The organism is Gordonia sp. KTR9 (assembly GCF_000143885.2).
Lineage (GTDB): Bacteria > Actinomycetota > Actinomycetes > Mycobacteriales > Mycobacteriaceae > Gordonia.
Genome location: NC_018581.1, coordinates 992519 through 1016027 on the forward strand (window position 1 = coordinate 992519; position 23509 = coordinate 1016027).

The following is a 23509-nucleotide window of genomic DNA, read 5'->3' on the forward strand; positions in this document are numbered from 1 at the left end:
CGCGTCGGCCGGTGCGACGTTTCTCTATGGTGGAGACCATGACCTCCAGCCCGTCCCCGCGGCGTGTCGCGCTGATCTCCGTGCACACCTCGCCGCTGGCGCAACCGGGCACCGGCGACGCCGGCGGGATGAACGTCTACGTCTGGCAGACGGCGACCCGGCTGGCCCGCCGAGGAGTCGAGGTCGAGATCTTCACCCGTGCGACGTCGTCGGCCGATGCGCCGTCGGTCGCCGCCGCGCCGGGGGTCACGGTGCGCAATGTGGTCGCCGGTCCGTTCGAGGGCCTCGACAAGCGCGACCTGCCCGCCCAGCTGTGCGCGTTCACGGCCGGGGTGTTGCGTGCCGAGGCGGCCCAGGCGCCCGGTTACTACGACGTGATCCATTCCCACTACTGGCTCTCCGGTCAGGTGGGCTGGCTCGCCCGCGACCGGTGGGGCGTCCCGCTGGTGCACACCGCGCACACCCTCGCCGCGGTCAAGAACGCCTCACTCGCCGAGGGCGACACCGCCGAACCGCAACTAAGGGTGATCGGCGAACAACAGGTCGTCGGTGAGGCCGACCGGCTCGTCGCGAACACCGAAACCGAGGCGGCAGAGCTGCTCTCGATGTACGGCGCCGATCCTGCCCGCATCGACGTGGTGACCCCGGGAGCCGACCTCGACTGCTACACCCCGGGTTCGGCCGCGCAGGCCCGGGTGGCACTGGGCCTCGACCCCGACGAGACGATCGTGACGTTCGTCGGCCGAATCCAACCGCTCAAGGCGCCGGACCTCCTCGTGGCCGCGGCCGCGCCGCTGATCTCCGAAGCCGCCTCGACCGGCCGCAGACTGCGTCTGCTCGTGGTCGGCGGACCGTCGGGTTCCGGCCTCCAGCGACCGACCGCACTGATGGACCAGGTTGCCGAGCTGGGGATCTCGGACTCGGTGACCTTCCTCCCGCCCCAGCCGGCGCAACGCCTGGCACAGGTGTACCGGGCATCGGATGTCGTTGCGGTGCCCAGTCATTCGGAGAGTTTCGGCCTCGTCGCGATCGAGGCCCAGGCGTGCGGGACGCCCGTCATCGCCGCGAACGTCGGCGGTCTCGGGGTCGCGGTCGACGACGGGCGGACCGGTGTCCTGGTCAACGGCCACGCGGTCGGCGACTGGACCAACGCGCTCGAGAAACTCCTGGCGCAACCCGATCGTCTCGTCGAACTCGGCCACAACGCCCGTGCACATGCCGAGCAGTTCTCCTGGGATCACACGGTGGATCAGCTCCTGGAGAGCTACAGCCGAGCCATGCGGTCGTTCGCCGCGCGCCAGGGCCCGGAATCGCCCGACGCGACGGTGACGGCCGCGGCCTCGGCTCGCCTCCGGCGCCGCTGGCGTCGCCGGCGCAACCGGGTGACGGTCTGACGCAGCCGGACACCGCCCGCTGCGCAAGGGATTCCGATTCCATCGAAGAGAGGACGCCGTGAGTCGCACCGAGGTCGTCGACCTGCTCGAGAAGACGCTGGGCGAGAACGAGATCGCCTTCACACGCAAGAGCGGCGGCGGCGCCGACGTCGACCACGTGGTCGTCGAGTTGCCCGGCGAACGCAAACTCAAGACCACGGTGCTGCTGACGGCGAGTGAGCACGGTGTGCGGGTGGAGGCCTTCGTGTGCCGCCGCCCCGACGAGAACTACGCCGGGGTGTACAAGCACCTGCTGAAACGCAATCGCCGGCTGTACGGGGTCGCCTACACCATCGACAACACCGGTGACATCTACCTGGTGGGCCGCATCTCCGCCGATGCGCTGAGCTCCGGCGAGGTCGATCGCATCCTGGGGCAGGTCCTCGAGGCAGCGGACGGCGACTTCAACACCTTGCTCGAGCTCGGCTTCCTCACCTCGATCCGGCGCGAGTGGGCGTGGCGGGTCTCGCGCGGCGAGTCCCTGCGCAACCTCCTCGCGTTCGAGCACCTCATCGACAAGGAGTCCCTGCCCGAGGCCGGTGCGCCGCTCGAAGGCCGCTATGTGCCGGGTGAATCGGTGGTCGACGGTGCCGATCAGGCGAGTGACGTCACCGCCGAATCGGACGAATCGTAGACTCTTCGCGAGAGGTCCACGTCACATCATGTCAACATGCGTTGATACGATGCGGGCGAGAAATTCCCCAATGGAGGTGCCATGAGCTTCAAGAGTCCGTTCCCCGACGTCGAGATCCCCGATGTGAGCGTGTACGAGTTCCTGTTCGGCGCGGTGGCCGACGAGGATCTGGCACGCACCGCGCTCGTGGACCCGAAGTCGGGCGCGACGACGACGTACGCCCAGCTGATCTCGCAGATCGACGCGGCGGCGGGAGCGCTGGCGTCGCGGGGGATCGGGGTGGGCGACGTGGTCGGCATCCTGTCGCCCAACATCCCGGCGTTCGCGACGGTGTTCCACGGCATCCTGCGCGCCGGCGGCACCGCCACCACGATCAACGCGTTGTTCACCGGGCCGGAGATCGCCAAGCAGCTGCGGGATTCGGGCGCCAAGATGCTGGTCACGATCTCCCCGATGCTGGAGCAGGCCAAGGCGGCGGCCGACGAGGTCGGGCTGGCGGATGCGGATCTGATCGTCCTCGACGGGGAGGGCCAGGACAGCTCGGGTCACCCCAACGCCGCGGATCTGCTGGGCGCGGGACTGGCCGCGCCGGAGGTGTCCTTCGATCCGTCGACGCATGTCGCGGTGCTGCCGTATTCGTCGGGGACGACCGGCAATCCGAAGGGAGTGGCGCTCTCGCACCGCAACCTGGTCGCGAACGTCGCCCAGATCCGCCCGCTCCAGGGCATGGGTGCCGACGACGTGGTCATCGCGGTGCTGCCCTTCTTCCACATCTACGGCATGACCGTGCTGCTCAACGCCGCGCTCTACAACCGCGCGTCGCTCGTCGTCATGCCTCGTTTCGATCTCGTGGAGTTCCTGGAGAACATCCAGAACCACAAGGTGACGATGGCCTACATCGCGCCGCCGGTGGCCGTGGCGCTGGCCAAGCACCCGATCATCGACAACTACGACCTGTCGTCGCTGCACACGATGATGTCCGGTGCCGCGCCGCTCGACGATGAGCTGGGTCAGGCGGTGGCCAAGCGTCTGGACCTGCACATGCTGCAGGGCTACGGGATGAGCGAGCTGTCGCCGGTGAGCCACATGATCCCGGCCGACACCGCCGGTCTGCTGGGTCAGCAGGACCCGCCGTTGTCCTCGACCGGCTGGGCGGTGGCCAACTCGGAGAACAAGATCGTCGACCCGGCTTCGGGTGCGGAGATCGAGCTGCCGAGCGAGGGCCTGTCCGAGCCCGGCGAGTTGTGGGTGAAGGGCCCCAACGTGATGCTGGGCTACCTCAACAACGACCAGGCGACCGCGGACACCATCGACGCCGACGGTTACCTGCACACCGGCGACATGGCGCAGGTCGATCCGACGGGGTGCGTCTACATCGTCGACCGGCTCAAGGAACTCATCAAGTACAAGGGCTACCAGGTACCGCCCGCCGAGCTCGAGGCGTTGCTGCTGACCAACGACAAGATCGCCGATGCGGCGGTCATCGGGGTCATCGAGGCGGAGTCGGGGGAGGAGATCCCGAAGGCCTTCGTGGTACGTCAGCCGGGTTCGGAGATCACCGCGGACGAGGTCATCGAGTTCGTGGCCTCGAAGGTGGCCCCGCACAAGAAGGTTCGTGCGGTCGAGTTCATCGAGACGATCCCCAAGTCGGCCTCGGGCAAGATCCTGCGCAAGGACCTTCGCAAGTAACTTCATCGAGATTTGTATGACGTCGTGCCCGGAATCCGGGCACGACGTCATTCGGATTCGAGTCGGACTCAGGGGATCTCGTGCGGCGGGATGTCGTCGTATGCCGAGGCGGGCGCGGTCCCGGTGCGCTTGTTCCACCAGTAGGTGAGGGCCCAGAGGATCACGCCCAGGAGCAGCAGCCAGCCGGCGACGACATACTGTTCCGGATCACGTCCGGTGAACGGCAGCGTCAGGTATCCGCAGGTGACGGCGCCGATGACCGCGATCGGCGTGTACGTGCGGAAGTGCTTGTGGCCCACCTTGTCCTTGCGCAGCACCAGGACCGAGATGTTGACGACGGTGAACACCGCGAGCAGCAGCAGCGCGGTGGTGCCGCCGAGCAGGCCGACGATGGAACCCTTGGGGTCGGCGCTGACGTAGGTCAGCAGGCACAGCGCGACGACCGTGGTGAAGATGATCGCCGAGAACGGTGTGCGACGCCCGGGGTGGACGTAGGCGAGGAACTTCGGCAGGACGCCCTGCTTGGCCATGCCGTACAGCAATCGGCTGGCCATCATCATGTTGATGAGCGCGGTGTTGGCGACGGCGAACATCGAGATCCACGGCAGCAGATCGGACATCGGGAAATCGGGCGCGGCGGCCTGAACGACGTCGACGAGCGGCGTCTCGCTCTCCGACAGCACGCCGACGGGCACGATGGCGACCGCGCAGATCGCGATCAGGACGTACACGACGGCGGTGATCCCGAGGCCGCTCAACATCACCTTCGGGAAGATCCGCACCGGGTCCTTGCACTCTTCGGCCATGTTGACCGAGTCCTCGAAGCCGACGAGGGCGAAGAAGGCCAGTGACGTCGCGGCGGTCACCGCGATGAAGACGTTCTTGTCGTCGGGACTCTCGAAGGCCACCACCGCGTCCCAGTGTTCGGCGTTGCCGCCGATGATGAACCAGTAGCCGATGAACAGGACGAGCAACAGGCCCGTCAACTCCACCAGGGTCAGCACCACATTGGTGCCGACGCCCTCCGCGACGCCGCGGAAGTTGATGAACATGACCAGCAGCAGGAAGCCGATGGCGATGGCGAACAGTGCCGGATTCGTGGCGTCGGGTGAGTCGCCGCTGAACGCGGTCAGCATGTTGACCGCGAAGGCCCGCGACGCGGTGGTCGCCGAGGTGATGCCCGAACACATCACCGTGAACAGCACGATGAACGTGATGAAGTGGACGCCGAAGGCCTTGTGCACGTAGAGCGCTGCGCCGGCGGCCTGCGGGTATTTCGTCACCAGCTCGAGATACGAGAAGGCGGTGAGGGTCGCGACCGTGAACGCGATGAGGAACGGCAGCCATGCCGCGCCGCCGACCTCGCCGGCGACCTGCCCGGTCAGCGCGTAGACGCCGGTGCCGAGGATGTCGCCGATGATGAACAACAGCAACAGCTTCCAGCCCAGTACGCGTTTGAGCTCGGGCTGCTTTTCCGCATTCTGGCCGGTGGAACCGGCATCTGTACTGGCTGTCATGCGATCACGCTAGACCTGCCCCGGTCCTTTCGCGCGGCGAATCGATGGGTTCATTACCATTTCGTCCTCCCGCGTCGTGCGCAGGGGTCGGCGCGGGATTCCGGCGGCGGTGCAGAGAAGGCGCGCACCGACTGTGGAAAACTATCCGCCATGAGCAACGGCACCTTGATCCTGATGCGTCACGGCGAGAGCGAATGGAATGCGTCCAACCAGTTCACCGGCTGGGTCGATGTGGCGCTGACCGACAAGGGCAAGGCCGAGGCCGAGCGCGGTGGCGAGCTCCTCGTCGAACACGACCTGCTGCCCGACGTCGTCTACACCTCGCTGTTGCGTCGCGCCATCACGACCGCGCACATCGCACTGGACCGGGCCGACCGGCTGTGGATTCCGGTGATCCGCGACTGGCGACTCAACGAGCGTCACTACGGCGCGCTGCAGGGCCTCAACAAGGCCGAGACCAAGGAGAAGTTCGGCGACGAACAGTTCATGCTGTGGCGCCGCAGCTATGACACCCCGCCGCCGGCGATCGAGCCCGACGCGGAGTACAGCCAGGTCGGCGACGCGCGCTACGCCGACCTCGCCGAGGTGCCGCTGACCGAGTGCCTCAAGGACGTCGTCGAGCGGTTCATCCCGTACTACCTCGAGACCATCGTCGCCGACGTCAAGGCGGGCAAGACGGTGCTGCTGGCCGCGCACGGGAACTCGCTGCGCGCGCTCGTCAAGCATCTCGACGGCATCTCCGACGAGGACATCGCGGGCCTGAACATCCCCACCGGCAACCCGCTCCGCTACGACCTCGACGACGATCTGAAGCCGCTGAACCCCGGTGGTACGTACCTGGACCCTGAGGCGGCCGCCGCCGGTGCCGCTGCGGTGGCCGCCCAGGGGCAGAAGTAGGCAGAGGGTCCGTTCGGACAACGAGACGTGACACGTTTCGCCATGGCGTCGACAGTGTGGCGCGCGCTACATTAGACGGCATGGCGGATGTGGGTGCCCTGCGGATCGACCATTCACCTGCTCGGGAGCGGTACGAGGCGATTCTCGTCGCCGACTCCACGGGCGAGGACGAGGTCGTGGGCTATCTGGACTATGTCTCCGAGCCGTACCAGGTCGTCGTCACGCACACCGTGATCCGGGAGCAGTTCAGCGGTCACGGCTATGCGGGGCACCTGGTCCGGTTCGTCCTCGAGGACATCCGCAGCAGCGGCAAGCAGGTGGTGCCGGTCTGTTCCTATGTCCAGCGTTTCATCGAACGCCACCCCGAGTTCGCCGACATGGCGGTGCCGGTTCCGCAATGACCGCCCCCGTCGCCGAGCTCTCGGCCCTCGCAGGGCCTCCGGCCAACTCCGCGTGAACAACTGCCGAACACCTTCGTCAGATGTGCGTTCGGAGTTGGTCGAGTCGTAAGCTGCCCCTGTGACCGCCGCTATCTCCGCCGCGACGATCGCGTTCGTACTCGCGCTCTGCCTCGGTGTCGTGATCGGTCGACGCACCCGGGACCGTGACCGGTCTCGCGGATTCGCGTTCTTCGACCGCTTCTCGCGTGGTTCCGCACCCGCCGACGCCGCCGACGCCACCGCGCCGGTGTTCCCGGTGACCCTCGGTCCCCGTGCGGTGCCGTCCTGGGCGGAGGTCCGCGACTCGGATGTGCAGTCGACCACCGACGACGGGCGGATGACCAAGGCCGGTCTGCTGAGCATGGTCGTGCGCAACACCGAGACCGCCATCGCCGTCGTCGACGAGTTCCGTGACGTCGTCCTGTACAACCAGCGGGCCGTCGAACTCGGACTCGTGCGCGAGATGCTGCTGGCCGACCCCGTGTGGGATGCGGTGAAAGAGGTGCTCGACACCGGGGTGGAACGCCGCTTCGAGTTCAGCCCGCCGATGTCGAGCCTCGGCTTCGTCTCGACCGGCCGGACTCCGAGGCCCAGCGTCGAGCACGTGCGCTGTCACGCCAAGATCGTCGCGCAGGGCGACGAACGCTACGTCGTCGCATACGGCCTCGACGACACCGAACACAAGCGTGTGGAGGCGACCCGGCGCGACTTCGTCGCCAACGTCTCGCACGAACTCAAGACACCCGTCGGCGCGATCGGCCTGCTCGCCGAGGCGCTCCTGGAGTCGGCCGACGACACCGACTCGGTGCAACACTTCAGTCGCCGCGTGGTCGGCGAGACCAAGCGCATGGGCAACATGGTGAGCGAACTGCTGGCGCTGTCCCGGCTGCAGGACGGCGTCACCCCGGAGTTCACCTGCATCGACGTCGACTCGCTCATCGACGACGCGCTGGCCTCGGCGACCCTCGCCGCCGAGGCGGCGGCGATCGAGCTGCGCGCGGACGATCCGATCGGGGTGACCATCCGCGGCGACCGGCCACTGCTGCTCACCGCGCTGAACAACCTGATCTCCAACGCCGTCTCGTACTCGCCGTCGGACACCGTGGTCTCCATCAGTCGTCGGGTCATCAAGATCGACGGGCGGCCGATGGTCGCCATCGCGGTCACCGACCGCGGGATCGGGATCGAGCCGGAGGATCAGCAGCGCGTCTTCGAACGCTTCTTCCGGGTCGACAAGGCCCGCTCGCGGATGACCGGCGGCACCGGACTCGGACTGGCCATCGTCAAGCACGTGGCCGCCAACCACGGCGGCACCATCAACCTGTGGAGCAAGCCCGGTACCGGCTCCACGTTCACGCTGTGCATCCCGGAGGACCTGTCGGACACCGGCTGGCCGGAGGCGGCCGAACAGGCGCTGTCGAATCCGGATTCACCTCCCCGCGGACTCGGCGCCGGCCATCATCACACCCCGCCGGCCCGGGTCGACGCAGCATCATCGAACGACCCGATTTCCGGTCACGACAACGAAGGAAACAAGAGTTGACCCACGTTCTGATCGTCGAGGACGAGGAATCGTTGGCGGATCCGCTGGCATTCCTGTTGCGCAAGGAGGGCTTCGAGGCCAGCGTCATCACCGATGGCGCACAAGCCCTGTCGACCTTCGATCGGGTGAGTCCCGACATCGTGCTCCTCGATCTCATGCTGCCCGGGATGTCCGGAACCGAGATCTGCAAGGCCCTGCGCACGCGGTCTAACGTCCCGGTGATCATGGTGACCGCGCGCGACAGCGAGATCGACAAGGTCGTCGGCCTGGAACTCGGCGCGGACGACTATGTGACCAAGCCGTATTCGGCTCGCGAACTGATCGCGCGTATCCGCGCGGTGCTGCGCCGCGGTGGCGACATGCCCGACGACGGCCTCGAGATCGGGATCCTGGAGGCCGGGCCGGTCCGGATGGACGTCGAACGGCACACCGTGTCGGTCAACGGAACTCCGATCACCTTGCCGCTCAAGGAATTCGATCTCCTCGAGTACCTGCTGCGCAACGCCGGCCGGGTGCTGACGCGCGGTCAGCTGATCGACCGGGTGTGGGGCGTCGACTACGTCGGCGACACCAAGACGCTCGACGTGCACGTCAAGCGGCTGCGTTCGAAGATCGAACCGGATCCGGCGAATCCCAAGCACCTCATCACCGTTCGCGGTCTCGGGTACAAGCTCGAAGCCTGAGCCACACCGGGCCGGCAGCGGCCCGGCGGGACTACTCCGGGGGTTGCAGCTCGTACTTGACGTCGGTCTCGCGGCGCTGCGTTGCGGCCTGCGTCGCCGGGTGGATCGCGATGAGCCCCAGGCCGTTTCGGCGTTTGCAGGCGGCCGCGAGCGCCGCGTAGGCGGGTTCGCCGATCAGTGCGGTCAGCTCAGGGGCATACGATTCCCACACCTGCTTGGCGCCGACGTGGGCATCGGGGGAGCCCGAGCAGTACCACTTCAGATCGTGGCCGCCCTCGCCCCAGCCGCGCCGGTCGAACTCGGTGATCGTCGTCTGGAGCACCTCGGTGCCGTCGGGACGTTCCACCCAGTCCTGCTCGCGGCGCACCGGGAGCTGCCAGCACACGTCCGGTTTGACCGTGAGCGGCTCGAGTCCCTTGCGCAGCGCCATCGAGTGCAGTGCGCAGCCGACGCCACCGGCGAACCCGGGGCGATTGAGGAAGATGCACGCGCCCTTGTGAAGTCGGGTCTTGAGTGCGGGCTCGTCGTCGAGGTCGCTCTCCTCGAGATACCCCCTGGGGCCGACCGGATCCTTGCCCGAGCCCTTCTTGTAGAACTGCCAGTCCGCGGGCGTCAGCATGGCGACTCCGCGGGCCAGGGTCTCACGATCGTCGTCGTCGGAGAGATAGGCGCCGTGGCTGCAGCAACCGTCGGTCTCCCGGCCGGGGAGGATGCCCTGGCAAGCCGGGGTGCCGAACACGCACGTCCAATGGGAGAGCAGCCAGGTCAGGTCGGCCTTGATGACGTGCTCGGGATCGGCGGGATCGGCGAATTCGTACCATTCGCGCGGGAAGTCGAGTTCGACCTCCGGCGCGGGGTCGATGCGGGGCGCGGACGGCGAAATGGCGGTCACCTCTATACGGTAGCCGGGATCGGGCGGGCGAGGCGGCTGCACTACCGTTGAGCCGTGCGCTTAGGAGTCCTCGACGTGGGCAGCAACACAGTCCACCTCCTGGTGGTCGATGCCCACCGCGGCGGCCATCCCACCCCGATGAGTTCGACCAAGGCGGTTCTGCGCCTGGCCGAACAGATAGACGCCGACGGGCGGATGAGTGACCGTGCCCTCGCCAAGCTCATCGAGTCGATCGACGAATTCACCCATATCGCCCGGACGTCGGGTTGCGAACAGATGATGGCCTTCGCGACGTCGGCCGTGCGTGACGCGACGAACTCCGACGATCTGCTCGACGAGATCGAGCGCCGGACCGGGGTGCGTGTGCTGGTGCTGTCGGGTCGCGACGAGGCCCGCCTCACCTCGCTGGCGGTGCGCCGCTGGCGTGGCTGGAGCGCCGGGCGCATCCTCGCGCTCGACATCGGCGGGGGTTCGCTGGAGATGTCCAACGGCGTCGACGAGGAACCCGACGTGGCCCTGTCGCTGCCGCTGGGTGCCGGCCGGCTCACCCGCGAATGGTTGCCCGACGATCCGCCGGACCGTCGGCGGGTCGGGGTGCTGCGTGACTGGCTCGACGCCGAACTGCGGGCGCCGGCGGCGAAACTGCTCGCACCGGGTGCGCCCGATCTGTGCGTCGGGACGTCGAAGACCTTCCGCAGCCTCGCCCGGCTGACCGGGGCGGCGCCGTCGAGTGCCGGACCGCGGGTCCGCCGGGAACTGACGACGAGCGGGCTGCGCCAGCTCATCTCCTTCATCTCCCGCATGACCAAGGCGGATCGCGCGGAACTCGAGGGTGTCAGTTCCGACCGGGCCGGGCAGCTCGTAGCCGGAGCGCTGGTCGCCGAGGCGGCGATGCGCGCGTTGCAAGTCGATACACTGGAAATCTGTCCGTGGGCTCTTCGTGAGGGCGTGATCCTGCGCCGACTCGACGCCGAGCAGGCCGACGCGCTGGAGCCGACTCCTGCGCGCGGCGTTCACGAGGGCGTCGGCTGACCCGGAGCCCCGGACCAATGACGTTCGAGAACGAGGACGGAGAACCACTTCATGCCGAAGGATTCGGAGCCCGAATCTCGACCCATCTCGGTGTCGGAGCTACTTGCCCGGTCACAGGGTTCGGAGGGCGACGCACCGGCTCGATCGCGAGACGGACGGGGACGTAGGCGCGCCGGTCGTAGCGGTTCGTTCTCGGTGTCGGAGCTGACCGGCGAGATCCCGAAGGTCTCCGACGCCGAGGGCGACTCGGCGGCACCGGCCGAGACCCCGGCACCGGCCGAGACTTCCGCCCGGTCCGAGAGTCCGGCCCGGCCCGAAACCCCCGCCCGGCCCGAGCCGGCGGCGCCGTCCGCAGAGACCGCGCGTCCGGAGCAGGCGACGCCTCCGGAGCGGGACACGGCTTCGCGGGGGCGGCCGGACACGACTGCCGGACCGTTCCCGAGGTCGGGTAACCCGATTCCGCGGCGCCCGGCCGAGGACCAGCCCGTCGTCGACCGCCCGCGTGCCGACCGGCAACAGGGGTGGCCCGGCGGCCGCACCGCCAGCGGGATGCCCGGCTACGGCCAGGGGTCCGTCCCGCCGATGTCGACCCGCGACTTCAGCTCGGAGGCGGTCGCCCGCCGCCTCGGCCAGACCCCGCCGCGCGACACCGCCCCCGTCGACCAGGAGTCGGCGAACGCGGTCACCGGCATCATCCCGGTCGTCGGCGAGAACGGGCAGGATCTGTCCGTCGTCGACTCCGACGACGTGGTCACCTACGACCTGACCGAGGTCGATGCGGGCCCCGGCGGTCCCCGCGAGCGGGGCGACGGCGGGTTCTCCGAGGTCATGGACTTCGATGCCTATCGCAACTTCGCCGACGTGGAGGGTGCGGAACACGGCGCCGGTAGAGGCCGGTCCGGGACCGCGGCCCGTCCCGCCGGTTCGGCGAAGAAGCCCAAGGCAGCGGGCGTCGCCGGGCTGGCCCGGAAACTCTTCGGCGGCAAGAAGCGCGATCGGGCCCAGGACGAGCGACCGGTCGACGAGCCCGGGTTCGACGGGCAGGACCACGACGGACACGCCGACGACGAGTCGACGTCCGGCTGGGCCGCGACCGCGGCGGCCGCCGCGACGGCGGGCGGGACGACGGCCGCGATCGCCGCCGCGCACCCCGAGATCCACCCGACCGAGGACCGCCCGGCCGACGACGACCACCAGACGTCTGACGACCTGACCGACGCCCACCGGACCGACGTCTCCCGGAGCGACGACCACCCGACCGAGGCCATCGAGCCGGTCGAGTCCCACCCCGACGACGCCGGCCGGGTCGACCTCACGAAGGACGACGACCCCGAGGATGCCGCCGAACCGGGGGAGCCGGGCGAGCTCGATGCCCTGCACGACACGACGGACATCGACGAGACGCCCGACGCCGAAGCCGGCCATCCGACCGGTGCGGGCGTCGAGGCCGGACGCGAGGACATCCAGTCCGCCGCCGGCCCGGCGACCGCCGGCGAGGCCGACGCCGCCGATACGGCAGAGGATGACGCCGAGCAGTCGCCGGTGAAGGCATGGCTGGTGCTGTTCGGGCAGGCGCTCGCGGGTCTCGCGGTCGGCGTCGGGCTGTTCTGGGGCTTCACCGAGCTCTGGCGGTGGAATCCGTACTTCGCGCTGGTACTCGCCGTCCTCGTCATCTTCGGGATCGTGACGCTCTCCCACGTGGTCCGACGCACCAAGGATCTGCCGACGACGCTGCTCGCGCTCGGTGTGGGTCTCCTGGTCACCATCGGGCCGCTGGTGTTGTTGGCCGCGTGAGCCGGCCCGAACCGATGAACCCGTCAGAGTCGGAGACGGGCCGAACCTCACCAGCGGCCGAGATCCCGATCGGACTCTCGACGGCCTCGGTGTATCCGCAGAACACCGAGGCGGCTTTCGCCTACGCCGCCGAACTGGGTTTCGACGGCGTGGAACTCATGGTGTGGGGGGATCCCCTCAGCCAGGACATCCGGCGCGTCGAACATCTCTCGGAGCACTACCAGGTGCCGGTGCTGTCCATCCACGCGCCGTGTCTGCTCATCACCCAGCGCGTCTGGGGACGTGACCCGGTCGTGAAGCTCGCCCGTGCGGTGGAGGCGGCCGAGGACCTGGGTGCGTCGACCGTCGTCGTGCATCCGCCGTTCCGTTGGCAGCGGGGCTACGTCGCGGCCTTCGACGACCTGGTCGACGAGCTCGAAGCCGACAGCGGCATCGCGGTCGCGGTGGAGAACATGTTCCCGATGCGCGCCGACCGCTTGTTCGGGGCGGGCGAGCCGTCGGTCCGGCGTCTCGCCAAGCGCGGCGGCGGGCCCGGTCTGGCGGCGTCGGCGTTCGGCAAGTCCATCGACCCGACCGACGACGGCTACGCGAACTACACCCTCGATCTCTCGCACACCGCGACCGCCGGCGTCGACGCCCTCGCGCTTCTCGACCGGATGGGGTCGCGGCTCAACCACCTGCATCTGGCCGACGGGCACGGGGCGGCCACCGACGAGCACCTCATCCCCGGCGACGGGGGCCAGCCCTGCGCGGAGGTGTGCCGACGGATCGCGGCGAGCGACTTCGCCGGGGCGGTTGTGCTCGAGGTCACGACGGGTAGCGCGCGCACCAAACCCGAACGCAGCGCGCTGCTGGCCCGTTCGCTAGATTTTGCGCGGCGGCACCTCAAGCGGGAGCTGCACCCCGAGCCCCTCGGCCAGTTCAGCAGCTGACTCCTCGGGGGACGAGCCGGGTCGACGAAGGCGGGACGATGACCAGCAAGATCACCGAGGTGCAGGAGCTGACCGAGGTGGACCGGAGCGGTCCGGACTCGCTCACCCTGCGGGCGCACATCGACGCGACGTTCACCATCGGTCCCAAGGTGCACGGCGGCACGCTGCAGATGGTCGTCGCGAAGGCGGCCCGGACCGCGCTGAGCGCGCTGACCCCGGACGGCGATCGGCTCGCCGAGTCGGCTGCCGCGATGATCCCGGTGGCGATCTCCAGTGACTACCTCACCGCCCCCGACGCCGCGGACATCGATCTGGTGGTCGGCGTGCGCAAACGCGGGCGCACGGTCACGGTCCTGTCGGTCGACGCGGTGCAGCTGGGCCGCACCGTCGTGTCCTCGTCGGTGACGATGGCCCGGCCCGACAGCGGCCGGCCGCACCACTCCGGCCCCACGGTCCTCGACACACTGCCCGTGGAGCCGTCGCCGACGGGTATCCCACTCGACGGTTCGCCGATCGCCGAGGTCAATCACCTGGGCCCCGCCATCGATCTGGTCCTCGACTCGGAGACGTTCCCCGTCGTCCGCGGCGAGACCGGCGAGCCGCTGGTGCGCGGGTGGATCCGGCCGAAGGGCGTCGAGCCCGACGAGTACTTCACGGTCCTGGTCGGCGACATCTCGCCGCCCGTCGTGATGAATCTGGCGCTGTTCGGATGGGCACCCACCGTGCAGCTGACGACCTATGTCCGCCGGCACCCCGCGCCCGGCTGGCTACGCTTCGCCGCGACGAGTTCGGAGGTCGGCCCCGGAATGTTCGAGGAGGACCATCTCGTGGTGGACTCGACCGGGACAGTCGTCGCACAGTCCCGCCAGCTCGCCCTCATCCCCTCAGGAAGGTAGACATCCGTGTCCGAACGCATCGCCATCATCGGCGGAGGCAAGATCGGTGAGGCACTGCTCGCCGGTATGATCGGTGCAGGCACCCCGACCAAGGACCTCGTCGTCGCCGAGCGACAGGAGAGCCGCGCCGCCGAGATCGCCGATGAGTACGGCGTGCTGGTCACCGACGTCAAGAGCGCCGCCGAGTCGGCGCAGTACGTGTTCCTGGCGATCAAGCCCGACGACGTCGATTCGATCCTGCGGATTCTGGCCTCGGCGGAGGACAACGCGGAATCCGAGCGGGTGACCGTCACGCTCGTGGCCGGTCTGCCCCTGTCGCGATACGAGAGCGCCCTGCAGGCCGGTTCGCCGGTCATCCGGGTCATGCCCAACACGCCGATGCTCGTGAACGAGGCGATGTCGGCGGTCTCGGCCGGTCGGTACGTCGGCGACGAGCAGCTGCAGGCCGTGGTCAAGATCCTGCAGACGGTCGGCCGCGTCACAGTCGTGCCGGAGAAGCAGATGGACGCGGTCACAGCGGTCTCCGGTTCGGGACCGGCCTATGTCTTCCTGCTCGCCGAGGCGATGATCGATGCCGGCGTCGGGCTCGGGCTCACCCGCCCCCAGGCCTCGGAGATGGCGGTGCAGACCATCCGCGGTGCGGGCATCCTGCTCAGCGATTCGGGGTTGTCCCCGGTCGATCTGCGCGCGGCCGTCACCTCGCCGGGCGGCACCACCGCCGAGGCCATCCGCGAGTTCGAGGCCAACGGCCTACGGCACGCCGTGTACCAGGCGACTCGTGCCTGCGCGGCGGCCAGCGCCCGCGGTGGACGTCGAGTGGAAGTCGAGGGTTTGGCACAGGGACACGCCGTCACCGACACCCCATGAATTGTGGTCGACGGGCCGACAAACCCCAGCATGTTGGGGTCGAGTCACAGGAATCTCAGAAATACCGGTCTCTCACGTCGCTTTTTTCACATCTGCCACGCTAAGCTTCTTTAAGCACGTGCGTGTCTGATGTCCGCAGGAGGGGAAGCCTGCGGCCGCGACGCGTGCACCGGAGGTATGAGTGATTCATGGCACCTGCAGACACTCCTGGTGACAGGACAGGCGCAGTGAGCAACGCGGCTTCGGCGTCGCAGTTTCTCACCGTCGCCGAGGTTGCATCGTTGATGCGCGTTTCGAAGATGACCGTCTACCGTCTCGTCCACAACGGCGAACTGCCCGCGGTTCGGGTCGGACGCTCGTTCCGTGTGCACGCGAAAGCGGTCCACGACTATCTGGAGACGTCGTACTTCGACGCCGGCTGATCCGGCGCACGCTGGACGCCTGAACAGCAGTTTCATCGGAAGACCTCCGTGACCGGCCCGTGCCGGCCACGGAGGTCTTCTGCTTCGACGATGGCTGTCCCGGGCGTGCGAACGGGTGTCGCCGCGGCCCCGGAACGGCATCGTCGACGACCGCGATTTCCTGATCCGGCGTGCCGCCCGGTAGGCTCGGTGGTCGCGTACCTGGATGCGCCGGTGAGCCCTTTGTCACCGCCGCTCGTCGCTTCGCTCCCGGCGCCGTTCCCGGCTGAAGTGCAGACCAGGGCCGAACAAGTACATCAGTGTCAATCGTGAGGAAGCGCCCCGATGGGTTCAGTGATCAAGAAGCGCCGCAAGCGCATGTCGAAGAAGAAGCACCGCAAGCTGCTGCGCAGGACCCGGGTGCAGCGTCGCAAACTCGGCAAATAGGCCTTTCTTCGGCATCGGGACCCGCTTCGGCGGGTCCTTTTGTCGTTCCGAGGGCGGCTCGTCGGGCCGAATCGTCCGGCTGGCGATAGCCTCGGGACATGGCCGAACCCACCTCCGCCCCGCCCAGGGTGGTCCTGGTCACCGGGGCATCGACATTCCTCGGGGGCTACCTCGTGGCGCGCCTCGCGGCCAACCCCGACATCGAGAAGGTGCTCGCGGTCGATTCGCGGGTGCCGCGCAAGGACCTCCTGCGTCGGATGGGACGCGCGGAGTTCCTGCGTCTCGACATCCGGCGCCCCACCATCGCCAAGGCACTCGCCGCCTACAACGTGGACACGGTCGTCCACGCGGCGACCTCGGTCGCCGACACCGCCCCGCACTCGGCGGCGATCAAGGAGTTCAACCTCGTCGGGGCGATGCAGGTGTGCGCGGCCTGTCAGCGCACGCCGTCGGTCAAGCGACTCGTCCTGCGTTCCACCGCGATGGTCTACGGCGCCAGCAGCCGCGACCCGTCGCACTTCTCCGAGGAGACGCGCGCTCCCCGCGAGCCGAAGCGCGGATACGGTCGAGATCTACTCGACGTCGAGGGTTATGTGCGGGGGCTGGGCCGCCGGCGTCAGGACATCGACATCACCATCCTCCGCCCGCAGGCGATGCTGGGTCCGCGGATCACCACCCGGATGAGTTCGTACCTCTCGCTGCCGGTCGTGCCGACGGTGATCGGATTCCAGCCGCGGTTGCAGTTCCTGCACGAAGAGGACGCACTGGCGGCGATGGAGCATGTCACCCTCGCCGGGAAGGTCGGCACGTTCAACATCTCCGGCGAGGGCGTGGTCACCCTGACGCAGGCGATCCGACGCGTCGGACATGTCGAACTGCCAGTTCCGAGCAGTCTCCTGGCTCCGATCGCGGGCGTGTTCCAGGACCTGCGGTCGGCGAAGCTGAGGTCGTCGCAGACGGAGTTCCTCACCTATGGCCGGGTGCTCGACACGACGCGGATGCGGACCGAACTCGGCTTCGTCCCGCGGTACACGACGCTCGAGACGCTGGACGACTTCATCGAGCGCAGCGGTGTGACGCCGGTGATCGGGTCCGACTCGTGGAAACTGTTCGAACAGCGGGTCGTCGCGGCGGCCCACCAGCTGCAGTGAAATTTCGGGTCACGATCGTGACGAAGTCGTCGTGAGCATGCGCAACGTGAGTGCAACCTCTAGACTTGGACGTCAGACCCACATCGCATCCGGCGCACGCGTGCGGCGAATCGTTCTCCGCGGCGGCTCGAGCGCCGACATCGACGTAGATCCGGGCCCCGGCCCGGCCCGGATCCCGTACCCAGGAAACAACTTAGGGGTGAGCATTTTGGCACGTGGCGGAGCGACAGATGCACGTACCGCGAAAGTCATTCAGCTCTACACGTCGCCGTCGGGCCCCGACGCCCGTGGGGTCCGGGATTCCGGTCGCCGACGCCACCCGAGTCAGCAGGTCGGTCACGACCTGTCGAAAACCGCAGCAGCGCAACGTGAGTCGATGCTCGGTCATCCCAACACCGACGGGTTCGGACGAGCGCCGGCGCAGGTCACCCCGATCAGCGACGAGATCACGCTTCCCGACGAGGCACTGGGTGTCGAACACCGCGGCCCGACGAGGTCGAGTCCGCTGTTCAGCCTGGGCGGACTGCGTGGCGCGGTCGCCGACACCCTCACCTCGACCGCCGGGTTCATCCGCGAACGGATGGCGGGGGAGTACGAGGTCGACGAGTTCGGCTTCGACCCCCACTTCACCGAGTCGGTGTGGTTCCCGGCCATCCGGCAGGTCTACGAGAAGTGGTTCCGCGTCGAGGTCACCGGTATCGAGAACCTGCCGCGCGAGGGCGGGGCACTCCTGGTCGCCAACCACGCGGGCACCATCCCCGTCGACGCGGTCATCACCTCGCTGGCCGTGCGTGACAACCACCCCGAGGGCCGGTATCTGCGCGTGCTGGCCGCCGACATGGCCTTCGACACGCCGGGCATCAGCGAGGTGGCCCGGCGGATCGGGGCGACGCTGGCGTGCAACTCCGACGCCGACCGGCTTCTGCGTGCCGGCGAGCTGACCGCGGTCTGGCCCGAGGGCTACAAGGGCATCGGCAAGCTGTACAAGGACCGCTACAAGCTCCAGCGGTTCGGCCGCGGCGGGTTCGTGACCACCGCGCTGCGCAATGCCGCGCCGATCATCCCGGTGTCGATCGTCGGTTCCGAGGAGATCTACCCGATGCTGGCCGATCTCAAGCCGCTCGCCAAGATCCTCGGCCTGCCGTACTTCCCGGTCACCCCGCTGTTCCCATGGCTCGGCCCGTTGGGCATGGTGCCGTTGCCGTCGAAGTGGCACATCCACTTCGGCCGGCCCATCGAGACCGGGTCCTACGACGAAGCGTCAGCCGACGACCCGATGGTGGTCTTCGACCTCACCGATCACGTGCGTGAAGAGATCCAGCAGACCCTCTTCCGGATGCTCAGCCGGCGCGGGAGTGTCTACTTCGGCTGACGCCGGTCGCCCCGGGGCACCGGACGGCACGCGTTCGGCGCCCGCACCGGCCCGTCAGCTGATACCCATGATGCATGCGTGCAGTGGTGTGCCGGAACGGCGAGCTGACGGTCCAGGAGATCCCCACCCCCGAGCCCGGTGACGGGCAGGTGTTGTTGCGGGTGCTGCGCGCCGGGATCTGCGGATCGGATCTGCATGCCCGCGTCCACTGTGACGCCTCGGCGGAGGTGTCCGCAGAGGTCGGCTACGACGCGTTCATGCGGTCCGGGCAGTCGGTGGTCATGGGACACGAGTTCGCCGGCGAGGTGGTCTCCTACGGGCCTGGATGCCGTAAGCGGTGGGTGCCCGGCACGCCCGTGGTGGCCGTGCCGATGATCCGACATGGCGCCCAGGCGCATCTGACCGGCCTGTCGGAGTCCGCACCCGGCGGGTACGCCCAGTTCGTGCTGGTGTCGGAGGACATGACCTTCGAGGTCCCGGACGGTCTGTCGGCCGAGCATGCCGCCCTCACCGAACCGATGGCCGTCGCCCACCACGCGGTCCGGCGAGGGGAGGTCGGGCGTCGCGACGTCGCGGTCGTGATCGGATGTGGGCCGATCGGGCTCGCGGTGGTCGCCATGCTGAAGGCGGACGGGGTCCGGACGGTCATCGCGAGCGACCCGTCGTCCGGCCGTCGCGCGCTCGCGCACCGGGTGGGCGCCGACATCGTCGTCGACCCGGCGGTGACCTCACCCTTCGAGCGGTGCGCCGAGGCCGGTCAGTACATCACCCGGGCCCAGGACCTGCTCGGCGCGGCCTTCGACGCGATGCGGACCCTTCGCCGGATTCCGTTGGCGCCGTGGTCATCTCTGTTCCGGATGGCCGACCGTCTGGGGGCGACGCCGAAGGGTCCGGTCGTCTTCGAGTGCGTGGGCACCCCGGGGATGATCGAGTACGTGGTGACCGAGGCGCCCTTCCGGTCACGCGTCGTCGTGGTCGGGGTGTGCATGGAACCCGACACGTTCCGGCCGGCCATGGCGCTGAACAAGGAGCACGAACTGCGCTTCGTGTTCGCCTACGATCCCGCCGAGTTCCACGACACCCTGCACATGATCGCGGACGGCAAGGTCGACGTCGCACCGCTGATCACCGCGACGGTCGGTCTCGACGGTGTCGGGGCGGCGTTCGACGCCCTCGGTGGCGCCGAACACCACGCGAAGGTCCTCATCGATCCCATGAGCGAGGTGGCGACGCTGTAGGACCGGGGCGACACGGTGCGGTGGCCGAATCCGGTTGTCGCAATAGATTGTTGACCGTGCGTCGAATCCCGTCGACTGGGCGGCCCCTGACCGCTGGTTGAGCCAGCACCCCCTCCGCTGGTTGAGCCGGCACCGAGCGTAGCGAGGCGCCGTGTCGAAACCACCTGGTGACCCGAGGAACTCAGGCGTCGCCAACCCGGCCGCCCCATTCCGCAACGCCCGGAATCCGTTTCGTCTACGACGATGTCATCAGCTGAGACCGATCAGGGTTTGTCGGTGGTCGGGTTTACATTGGTCGAAACACATCACCCAACTCGGGGCGGGTGGCGAAACAGGCGTCGGGGGCGTTGTGAGGGTGTGGACCGATCTACCGGGCGAGTTCGTCGCCGGGGTCGATCCTGCCCGCGCGGCCGAGACCGACATGGTCATGTTGATGGCCGGCCTCGACGCCACCCGACGCGGAGAGTCCTATCTCGCCTGGCATCGATATCAGACGATCGCGGCGATGACCGACCGGCTCGTCACCACCAGCGCCTCAGGCTTCGTGATGGACGGCCACGCCGACTGCGCCGCCCGGATCGCCCGCCAAGCCGCGGTGTCGCGTCGGCGGGCCGAAATCTTGATCGACGAGGCAATCGCCCTGCGTGACCGGCTCCCCGACACCGCGGACACCTTGCGTGACGGGGTCCTGTCGCAGTGGCAGATCCGGCTGATCCTCTCCCGCACCGAGCTGATCCCCGCCGACGACCCCGTCATCCCCGCCCTCGACGCCGAGATCGCCGATACTCTGCGCCGCCGCAGCGGTGTGTGGGATCGGGCGCGGTTGCGGGACATGGTCGACCGCCTCGTGTTCCGCCACGATCCGGATGCGGTACGCCAACGCCGCAAAGACGCGATGGACCAACGTGGGGTGTGGACCCACGAACTGCCCGACGGCACCGCCGAACTCACCGCCGTCATGTCGGCAGAGAACGTGCGGATCTCAGCCAAAGCTGTCAGCGTCCTCGCTGATGCGGTATGCAAACGAGACGGGCGCAAGCGCGGGCACCGCCAGTCCGATGCGATGTTCGCGCTGTTGACCCGCACGGCATTCGAGTGCCAGTGCGCCGACGACGAGCCCTGCACTGCCGACATTCCCGACCCGCAGGGTGTCCTCGAGGCGGTGCGCGCCGAGATAGTGATCCATGTGGTCACCGACGCCGCCACCCTCGCGGGGGCGCCGGGGGTGGGGTTCCTCGACGAGCACGGCATCATCAGCGACGAGCATGTGCGTGACCTCGCCGCCCGCCCGGACGCCACGCTGTCCCCGGTCACCCCGGCCCGCACCCAACCCACCTACGTCGCCACCAACGACGACGATCACCGGCGGACCGCCCAACACCCGGCACCAGCCGAAGACACACGAGCCGACGACGACAACGGTGGCGCCACAACTCGATCGGACGGTGAGCCCGGCGACACCACCGCATCGGTAGCAGTGGTTTACCCGGCAACCCATCCTGGCAACGGGTACCGGCCGACCGCGTCGTGCGCTGATTTCGTGCGGGTGCGGGACGGGTATTGCACCGAACCCGGCTGCACCCGTTCGGCATTCGCATGCGATCTCGACCACGTCACCGAATACGACCACACCGACCCCGCCCGGGGTGGGGCGACGTCGAGTGAGAACCTCAACGCCAAATGCCGCCCCAGTCACCTCCTCAAAACCCACGGTGACTGGGTCGACGTGCAATACCGCGACGAAGACGGCCGCCTGGTCACCGAGTACGAGACCCCCGAAGGGGTCACCCTGCCCGGGGATGCCGAAACCCTCGAGGACACCTTCCCTAACCTTCGGCGAATCCGGTTCGAACAGGCCGCCCAAGCCCCACCCACACCACACGTCATCGCCTCCGCCGACAACCGGGAGCGCGCCCCCAGCCGACTGGACGCCAAACTGGCCCGCCGGCGACATGAACGCGCCCGCAACAAACGAGCCCGCGAAGAACTCGACCGCCTCGACCCACCGCCCTTCTGATCCGGGGAGCCAGGGCCGGCAGCGTGGCAGGAAAGGTCAGCGCTGCCGCAGGAACCGGGCGGCCGCCGCGGCGCCTCCGCCCGCGGCGCCGAGCACGATCGCGGTCCCGGCACCGTACTTGGCGGCCTTTCGCGCCGTGCGGAAGTCGTACATCTCCCACCCGCGGACCTTGGCGACGTCGCGCAGGTCGGTGTCGGGGTTGATCGCCACCGCGCGGCCGACCAGTGACAGCATCGGCACGTCGTTGTGCGAGTCCGAGTACGCCGTACACCGCTTGAGGTTGAGCCCCTCCCGGATCGCGAGTGCGCGCACGGCATGGGCCTTACCGGGGCCGTGCAGGATGTCACCGACGAGCCGTCCGGTGAAGACCCCGTCGACGCTCTCGGCGACGGTGCCCAGCGCGCCGGTGAGGCCCAGTCGGTCGGCGATCGTCTGTGCGAGTTCGACCGGTGTCGCGGTCACGAGCCACACCTGCTGCCCGGCGTCGAGGTGACGCTGGGCCAGGGCCCGGGTGCCCGGCCAGATCTTGTCGGCGATGTAGTCGTCGAAGATCTCCTCGCCGAGTTCGACGAGTTCGGCGGTCGGCTTGCCCGCGATGAACGACAACGCCTTCTCCCGGCCCTCCGCGACGTCGCGCGCGTTCTCCTTGCCGGTGATCCGGAACTTCGCCTGGGTCCACGCGAAGTCCATGATGTCGCCGTAGGTGAAGTACTTCCGGGCGGCCAGGCCGCGCGCGAAGTGCACGATCGACGCACCCTGCACCAAGGTGTTGTCGACGTCGAAGAAGGCGGCGGCGGTGAGGTCGCGCCGGGGTTCGCCCGGGATGTCGGCCGTCTCGCGTGACCGCAGCGAGTCGACGGCGGCCTTCGCGCTCGCCTCGCCGGCGAGGGTCTGGCGGAGTTCGTGCGCGGTCTGGCGGAAACGGCCCGTGGCGGCGGTCGCGCGCTGGGAGATCCAGTTGGTGACGCGGTTGGTCTCGTCGTCCACGAGCTCGTGGAGTTCGGCGTCCTCGTCGAAGTCGTCGGTGAACTCCACCCGTGCGGCGTGGGCCTCCCAGTCGTCGCCGGTCGGGCCGTCGCCCTGCATGGGATTCGGGGGGAGGATCGTGGCGTCCTCGGGCGTCTGGTCGTCCTGCCGGTCTTCCGGGCCCGGGATCTCGCCCACTGCCCACCTCCCACGCGTAGCGCCAGCACTGCTTGCCGGCTACAGCCTAGTCACCCGGGGCCATCCCACCATCGCGACGTTGGGAAGATGGTTGCCATGACGGTGGAACTGTTGACCCGCGCCGGGTGCCAGGCCTGTGCGGCGGCCCGGTCCGACCTGACCCGGATCTGCGCCGAGCTGGGCGTCGGATTCAGCGAGGTCGATGTCGACCTGGCAGCCGACGAGGGACGTGCCGACCTGCGCGCCGAGTTCGGCGACCGGCTTCCCGTGGTCCTGCTCGACGGCGACGAACACAGCTACTGGGAGGTCGACGAACCGCGCCTGCGGGCCGATCTCACCGGCCGGCGCTGAGCTGCTCAGCCCGCCGGGGCGTCGCCTAACACAGCACCGCGGGCCCCGGGGGGCCGTGTGAACAGATTCACAGGCGAGTTATATCCTTCTGTCCGGTGGAAAAGTCGGGTCTCGGTGTC

The 23509-nt window shown here is 68.6% G+C and carries 22 protein-coding genes; 19 read left to right on the plus strand and 3 right to left on the minus strand.

Annotation, left to right across the window (positions count from 1 at the left end; translation table 11 throughout):
* Nucleotides 1-38 precede the first annotated feature (38 nt).
* The 3 genes from mshA (at nucleotide 39) to KTR9_RS05300 (ending at nucleotide 3756) form a co-directional block, all read left to right on the plus strand.
* On the plus strand, nucleotides 39-1394 hold the full coding sequence (mshA, locus tag KTR9_RS05290; RefSeq protein ID WP_014925530.1) for a D-inositol-3-phosphate glycosyltransferase: 1356 nt from the start codon (nucleotides 39-41) through the stop codon (nucleotides 1392-1394).
* A 58-nt stretch (nucleotides 1395-1452) separates the two neighbouring features.
* Nucleotides 1453-2067 carry a YbjN domain-containing protein gene (locus KTR9_RS05295; protein ID WP_014925531.1) on the plus strand — a complete coding sequence of 205 codons (615 nt, stop codon included), beginning with the start codon at nucleotides 1453-1455 and terminating at the stop codon, nucleotides 2065-2067.
* An 81-nt stretch (nucleotides 2068-2148) separates the two neighbouring features.
* Complete coding sequence (locus tag KTR9_RS05300; RefSeq protein WP_014925532.1) at nucleotides 2149-3756, plus strand: 4-coumarate--CoA ligase family protein; 1608 nt, start codon at nucleotides 2149-2151, stop codon at nucleotides 3754-3756.
* Nucleotides 3757-3824: 68 nt separating this feature from the next.
* Here KTR9_RS05300 and KTR9_RS05305 read toward each other — a convergent pair whose 3' ends face one another.
* Nucleotides 3825-5273, minus strand: a complete 1449-nt coding sequence (locus KTR9_RS05305) for an APC family permease (RefSeq protein ID WP_014925533.1) — start codon at nucleotides 5271-5273, stop codon at nucleotides 3825-3827.
* A 150-nt stretch (nucleotides 5274-5423) separates the two neighbouring features.
* On the opposite strand from KTR9_RS05305, the gene KTR9_RS05310 reads away from it, so the two are divergent.
* From KTR9_RS05310 to KTR9_RS05325, 4 genes are all read left to right on the plus strand, one after another.
* Entirely contained in the window at nucleotides 5424-6170 is a 747-nt protein-coding gene (locus KTR9_RS05310) for a phosphoglyceromutase (protein ID WP_010842052.1), read from the plus strand.
* Between the two features lie 80 nt (nucleotides 6171-6250).
* Nucleotides 6251-6571, plus strand: coding sequence for a GNAT family N-acetyltransferase (locus tag KTR9_RS05315; protein WP_014925534.1), 321 nt, complete (start codon nucleotides 6251-6253; stop codon nucleotides 6569-6571).
* A 118-nt stretch (nucleotides 6572-6689) separates the two neighbouring features.
* Nucleotides 6690-8153: a sensor histidine kinase gene (locus KTR9_RS05320; RefSeq protein WP_044505954.1), complete on the plus strand. Its 1464-nt coding sequence runs from the start codon at nucleotides 6690-6692 to the stop codon at nucleotides 8151-8153.
* Nucleotides 8150-8836, plus strand: a complete 687-nt coding sequence (locus KTR9_RS05325; protein WP_014925536.1) for a response regulator transcription factor — start codon at nucleotides 8150-8152, stop codon at nucleotides 8834-8836. Before KTR9_RS05320 ends, KTR9_RS05325 begins: the two co-directional genes overlap by 4 nt.
* Nucleotides 8837-8867: 31 nt before the next feature.
* Here KTR9_RS05325 and KTR9_RS05330 read toward each other — a convergent pair whose 3' ends face one another.
* Nucleotides 8868-9728: a hypothetical protein gene (locus tag KTR9_RS05330; RefSeq protein ID WP_014925537.1), complete on the minus strand. Its 861-nt coding sequence runs from the start codon at nucleotides 9726-9728 to the stop codon at nucleotides 8868-8870.
* 54 nt (nucleotides 9729-9782) lie between these two features.
* Here KTR9_RS05330 and KTR9_RS05335 point away from each other — a divergent pair, with 54 nt between their 5' ends.
* The 11 genes from KTR9_RS05335 to KTR9_RS05380 all read left to right on the plus strand — a co-directional run bounded on the left by KTR9_RS05335 (nucleotide 9783) and on the right by KTR9_RS05380 (nucleotide 21875).
* Nucleotides 9783-10760 (plus strand): Ppx/GppA phosphatase family protein, encoded by a 978-nt coding sequence (locus KTR9_RS05335; RefSeq protein WP_193363228.1) that lies wholly within the window; start codon nucleotides 9783-9785, stop codon nucleotides 10758-10760.
* Between the two features lie 51 nt (nucleotides 10761-10811).
* Nucleotides 10812-12554: a hypothetical protein gene (locus KTR9_RS05340; RefSeq protein ID WP_014925538.1), complete on the plus strand. Its 1743-nt coding sequence runs from the start codon at nucleotides 10812-10814 to the stop codon at nucleotides 12552-12554.
* 14 nt (nucleotides 12555-12568) lie between these two features.
* Complete coding sequence (locus tag KTR9_RS05345) at nucleotides 12569-13486, plus strand: sugar phosphate isomerase/epimerase family protein (protein ID WP_014925539.1); 918 nt, start codon at nucleotides 12569-12571, stop codon at nucleotides 13484-13486.
* A 38-nt stretch (nucleotides 13487-13524) separates the two neighbouring features.
* Nucleotides 13525-14382: a thioesterase family protein gene (locus tag KTR9_RS05350; RefSeq protein WP_010842044.1), complete on the plus strand. Its 858-nt coding sequence runs from the start codon at nucleotides 13525-13527 to the stop codon at nucleotides 14380-14382.
* A gap of 6 nt (nucleotides 14383-14388) precedes the next feature.
* A complete protein-coding gene (gene proC, locus KTR9_RS05355) occupies nucleotides 14389-15249 on the plus strand; it encodes a pyrroline-5-carboxylate reductase (protein WP_014925540.1) in 861 nt (286 codons plus the stop codon).
* Nucleotides 15250-15437: 188 nt separating this feature from the next.
* A complete protein-coding gene (locus KTR9_RS05360; RefSeq protein WP_004019963.1) occupies nucleotides 15438-15671 on the plus strand; it encodes a helix-turn-helix domain-containing protein in 234 nt (77 codons plus the stop codon).
* Nucleotides 15672-15995: 324 nt separating this feature from the next.
* Nucleotides 15996-16097 (plus strand): 30S ribosomal protein bS22, encoded by a 102-nt coding sequence (locus KTR9_RS26830; protein ID WP_003402602.1) that lies wholly within the window; start codon nucleotides 15996-15998, stop codon nucleotides 16095-16097.
* Between the two features lie 98 nt (nucleotides 16098-16195).
* Nucleotides 16196-17248, plus strand: a complete 1053-nt coding sequence (locus tag KTR9_RS05365; RefSeq protein WP_014925541.1) for an NAD-dependent epimerase/dehydratase family protein — start codon at nucleotides 16196-16198, stop codon at nucleotides 17246-17248.
* A gap of 199 nt (nucleotides 17249-17447) precedes the next feature.
* A complete protein-coding gene (locus KTR9_RS05370; protein ID WP_014925542.1) occupies nucleotides 17448-18620 on the plus strand; it encodes a lysophospholipid acyltransferase family protein in 1173 nt (390 codons plus the stop codon).
* A 74-nt stretch (nucleotides 18621-18694) separates the two neighbouring features.
* The gene (locus KTR9_RS05375; protein WP_044505962.1) at nucleotides 18695-19858 is read left to right on the plus strand and encodes a zinc-binding dehydrogenase; all 1164 of its coding nucleotides are present in this window, start codon (nucleotides 18695-18697) and stop codon (nucleotides 19856-19858) included.
* A gap of 355 nt (nucleotides 19859-20213) precedes the next feature.
* On the plus strand, nucleotides 20214-21875 hold the full coding sequence (locus KTR9_RS05380; RefSeq protein WP_044505964.1) for an HNH endonuclease signature motif containing protein: 1662 nt from the start codon (nucleotides 20214-20216) through the stop codon (nucleotides 21873-21875).
* 36 nt (nucleotides 21876-21911) lie between these two features.
* On the opposite strand, the gene KTR9_RS05385 is transcribed toward KTR9_RS05380, so the two are convergent.
* Nucleotides 21912-23039 (minus strand): HAD family hydrolase, encoded by a 1128-nt coding sequence (locus KTR9_RS05385; RefSeq protein WP_010842037.1) that lies wholly within the window; start codon nucleotides 23037-23039, stop codon nucleotides 21912-21914.
* Between the two features lie 96 nt (nucleotides 23040-23135).
* Here KTR9_RS05385 and KTR9_RS05390 point away from each other — a divergent pair, with 96 nt between their 5' ends.
* Entirely contained in the window at nucleotides 23136-23390 is a 255-nt protein-coding gene (locus KTR9_RS05390; RefSeq protein WP_044505967.1) for a glutaredoxin family protein, read from the plus strand.
* Nucleotides 23391-23509 lie beyond the last annotated feature (119 nt).

Excerpts from the sequence above, each read along its gene's own strand:
- KTR9_RS05340 (WP_014925538.1), top strand. The coding sequence starts at position 10,812 with ATGCCGAAGGATTCGGAGCCCGAATCTCGACCCATCTCGGTGTCGGAG.
- mshA (WP_014925530.1), top strand. The coding sequence starts at position 39 with ATGACCTCCAGCCCGTCCCCGCGGCGTGTCGCGCTGATCTCCGTGCAC.
- KTR9_RS05350 (WP_010842044.1), top strand. The coding sequence starts at position 13,525 with ATGACCAGCAAGATCACCGAGGTGCAGGAGCTGACCGAGGTGGACCGG.
- KTR9_RS05375 (WP_044505962.1), top strand. The coding sequence starts at position 18,695 with ATGCGTGCAGTGGTGTGCCGGAACGGCGAGCTGACGGTCCAGGAGATC.
- KTR9_RS05360 (WP_004019963.1), top strand. The coding sequence starts at position 15,438 with ATGGCACCTGCAGACACTCCTGGTGACAGGACAGGCGCAGTGAGCAAC.
- KTR9_RS05390 (WP_044505967.1), top strand. The coding sequence starts at position 23,136 with ATGACGGTGGAACTGTTGACCCGCGCCGGGTGCCAGGCCTGTGCGGCG.
- KTR9_RS05365 (WP_014925541.1), top strand. The coding sequence starts at position 16,196 with ATGGCCGAACCCACCTCCGCCCCGCCCAGGGTGGTCCTGGTCACCGGG.
- KTR9_RS26830 (WP_003402602.1), top strand. The coding sequence starts at position 15,996 with ATGGGTTCAGTGATCAAGAAGCGCCGCAAGCGCATGTCGAAGAAGAAG.
- KTR9_RS05345 (WP_014925539.1), top strand. The coding sequence starts at position 12,569 with ATGAACCCGTCAGAGTCGGAGACGGGCCGAACCTCACCAGCGGCCGAG.
- KTR9_RS05315 (WP_014925534.1), top strand. The coding sequence starts at position 6,251 with ATGGCGGATGTGGGTGCCCTGCGGATCGACCATTCACCTGCTCGGGAG.
- KTR9_RS05300 (WP_014925532.1), top strand. The coding sequence starts at position 2,149 with ATGAGCTTCAAGAGTCCGTTCCCCGACGTCGAGATCCCCGATGTGAGC.
- KTR9_RS05310 (WP_010842052.1), top strand. The coding sequence starts at position 5,424 with ATGAGCAACGGCACCTTGATCCTGATGCGTCACGGCGAGAGCGAATGG.
- KTR9_RS05305 (WP_014925533.1), bottom strand. The coding sequence starts at position 5,273 with ATGACAGCCAGTACAGATGCCGGTTCCACCGGCCAGAATGCGGAAAAG.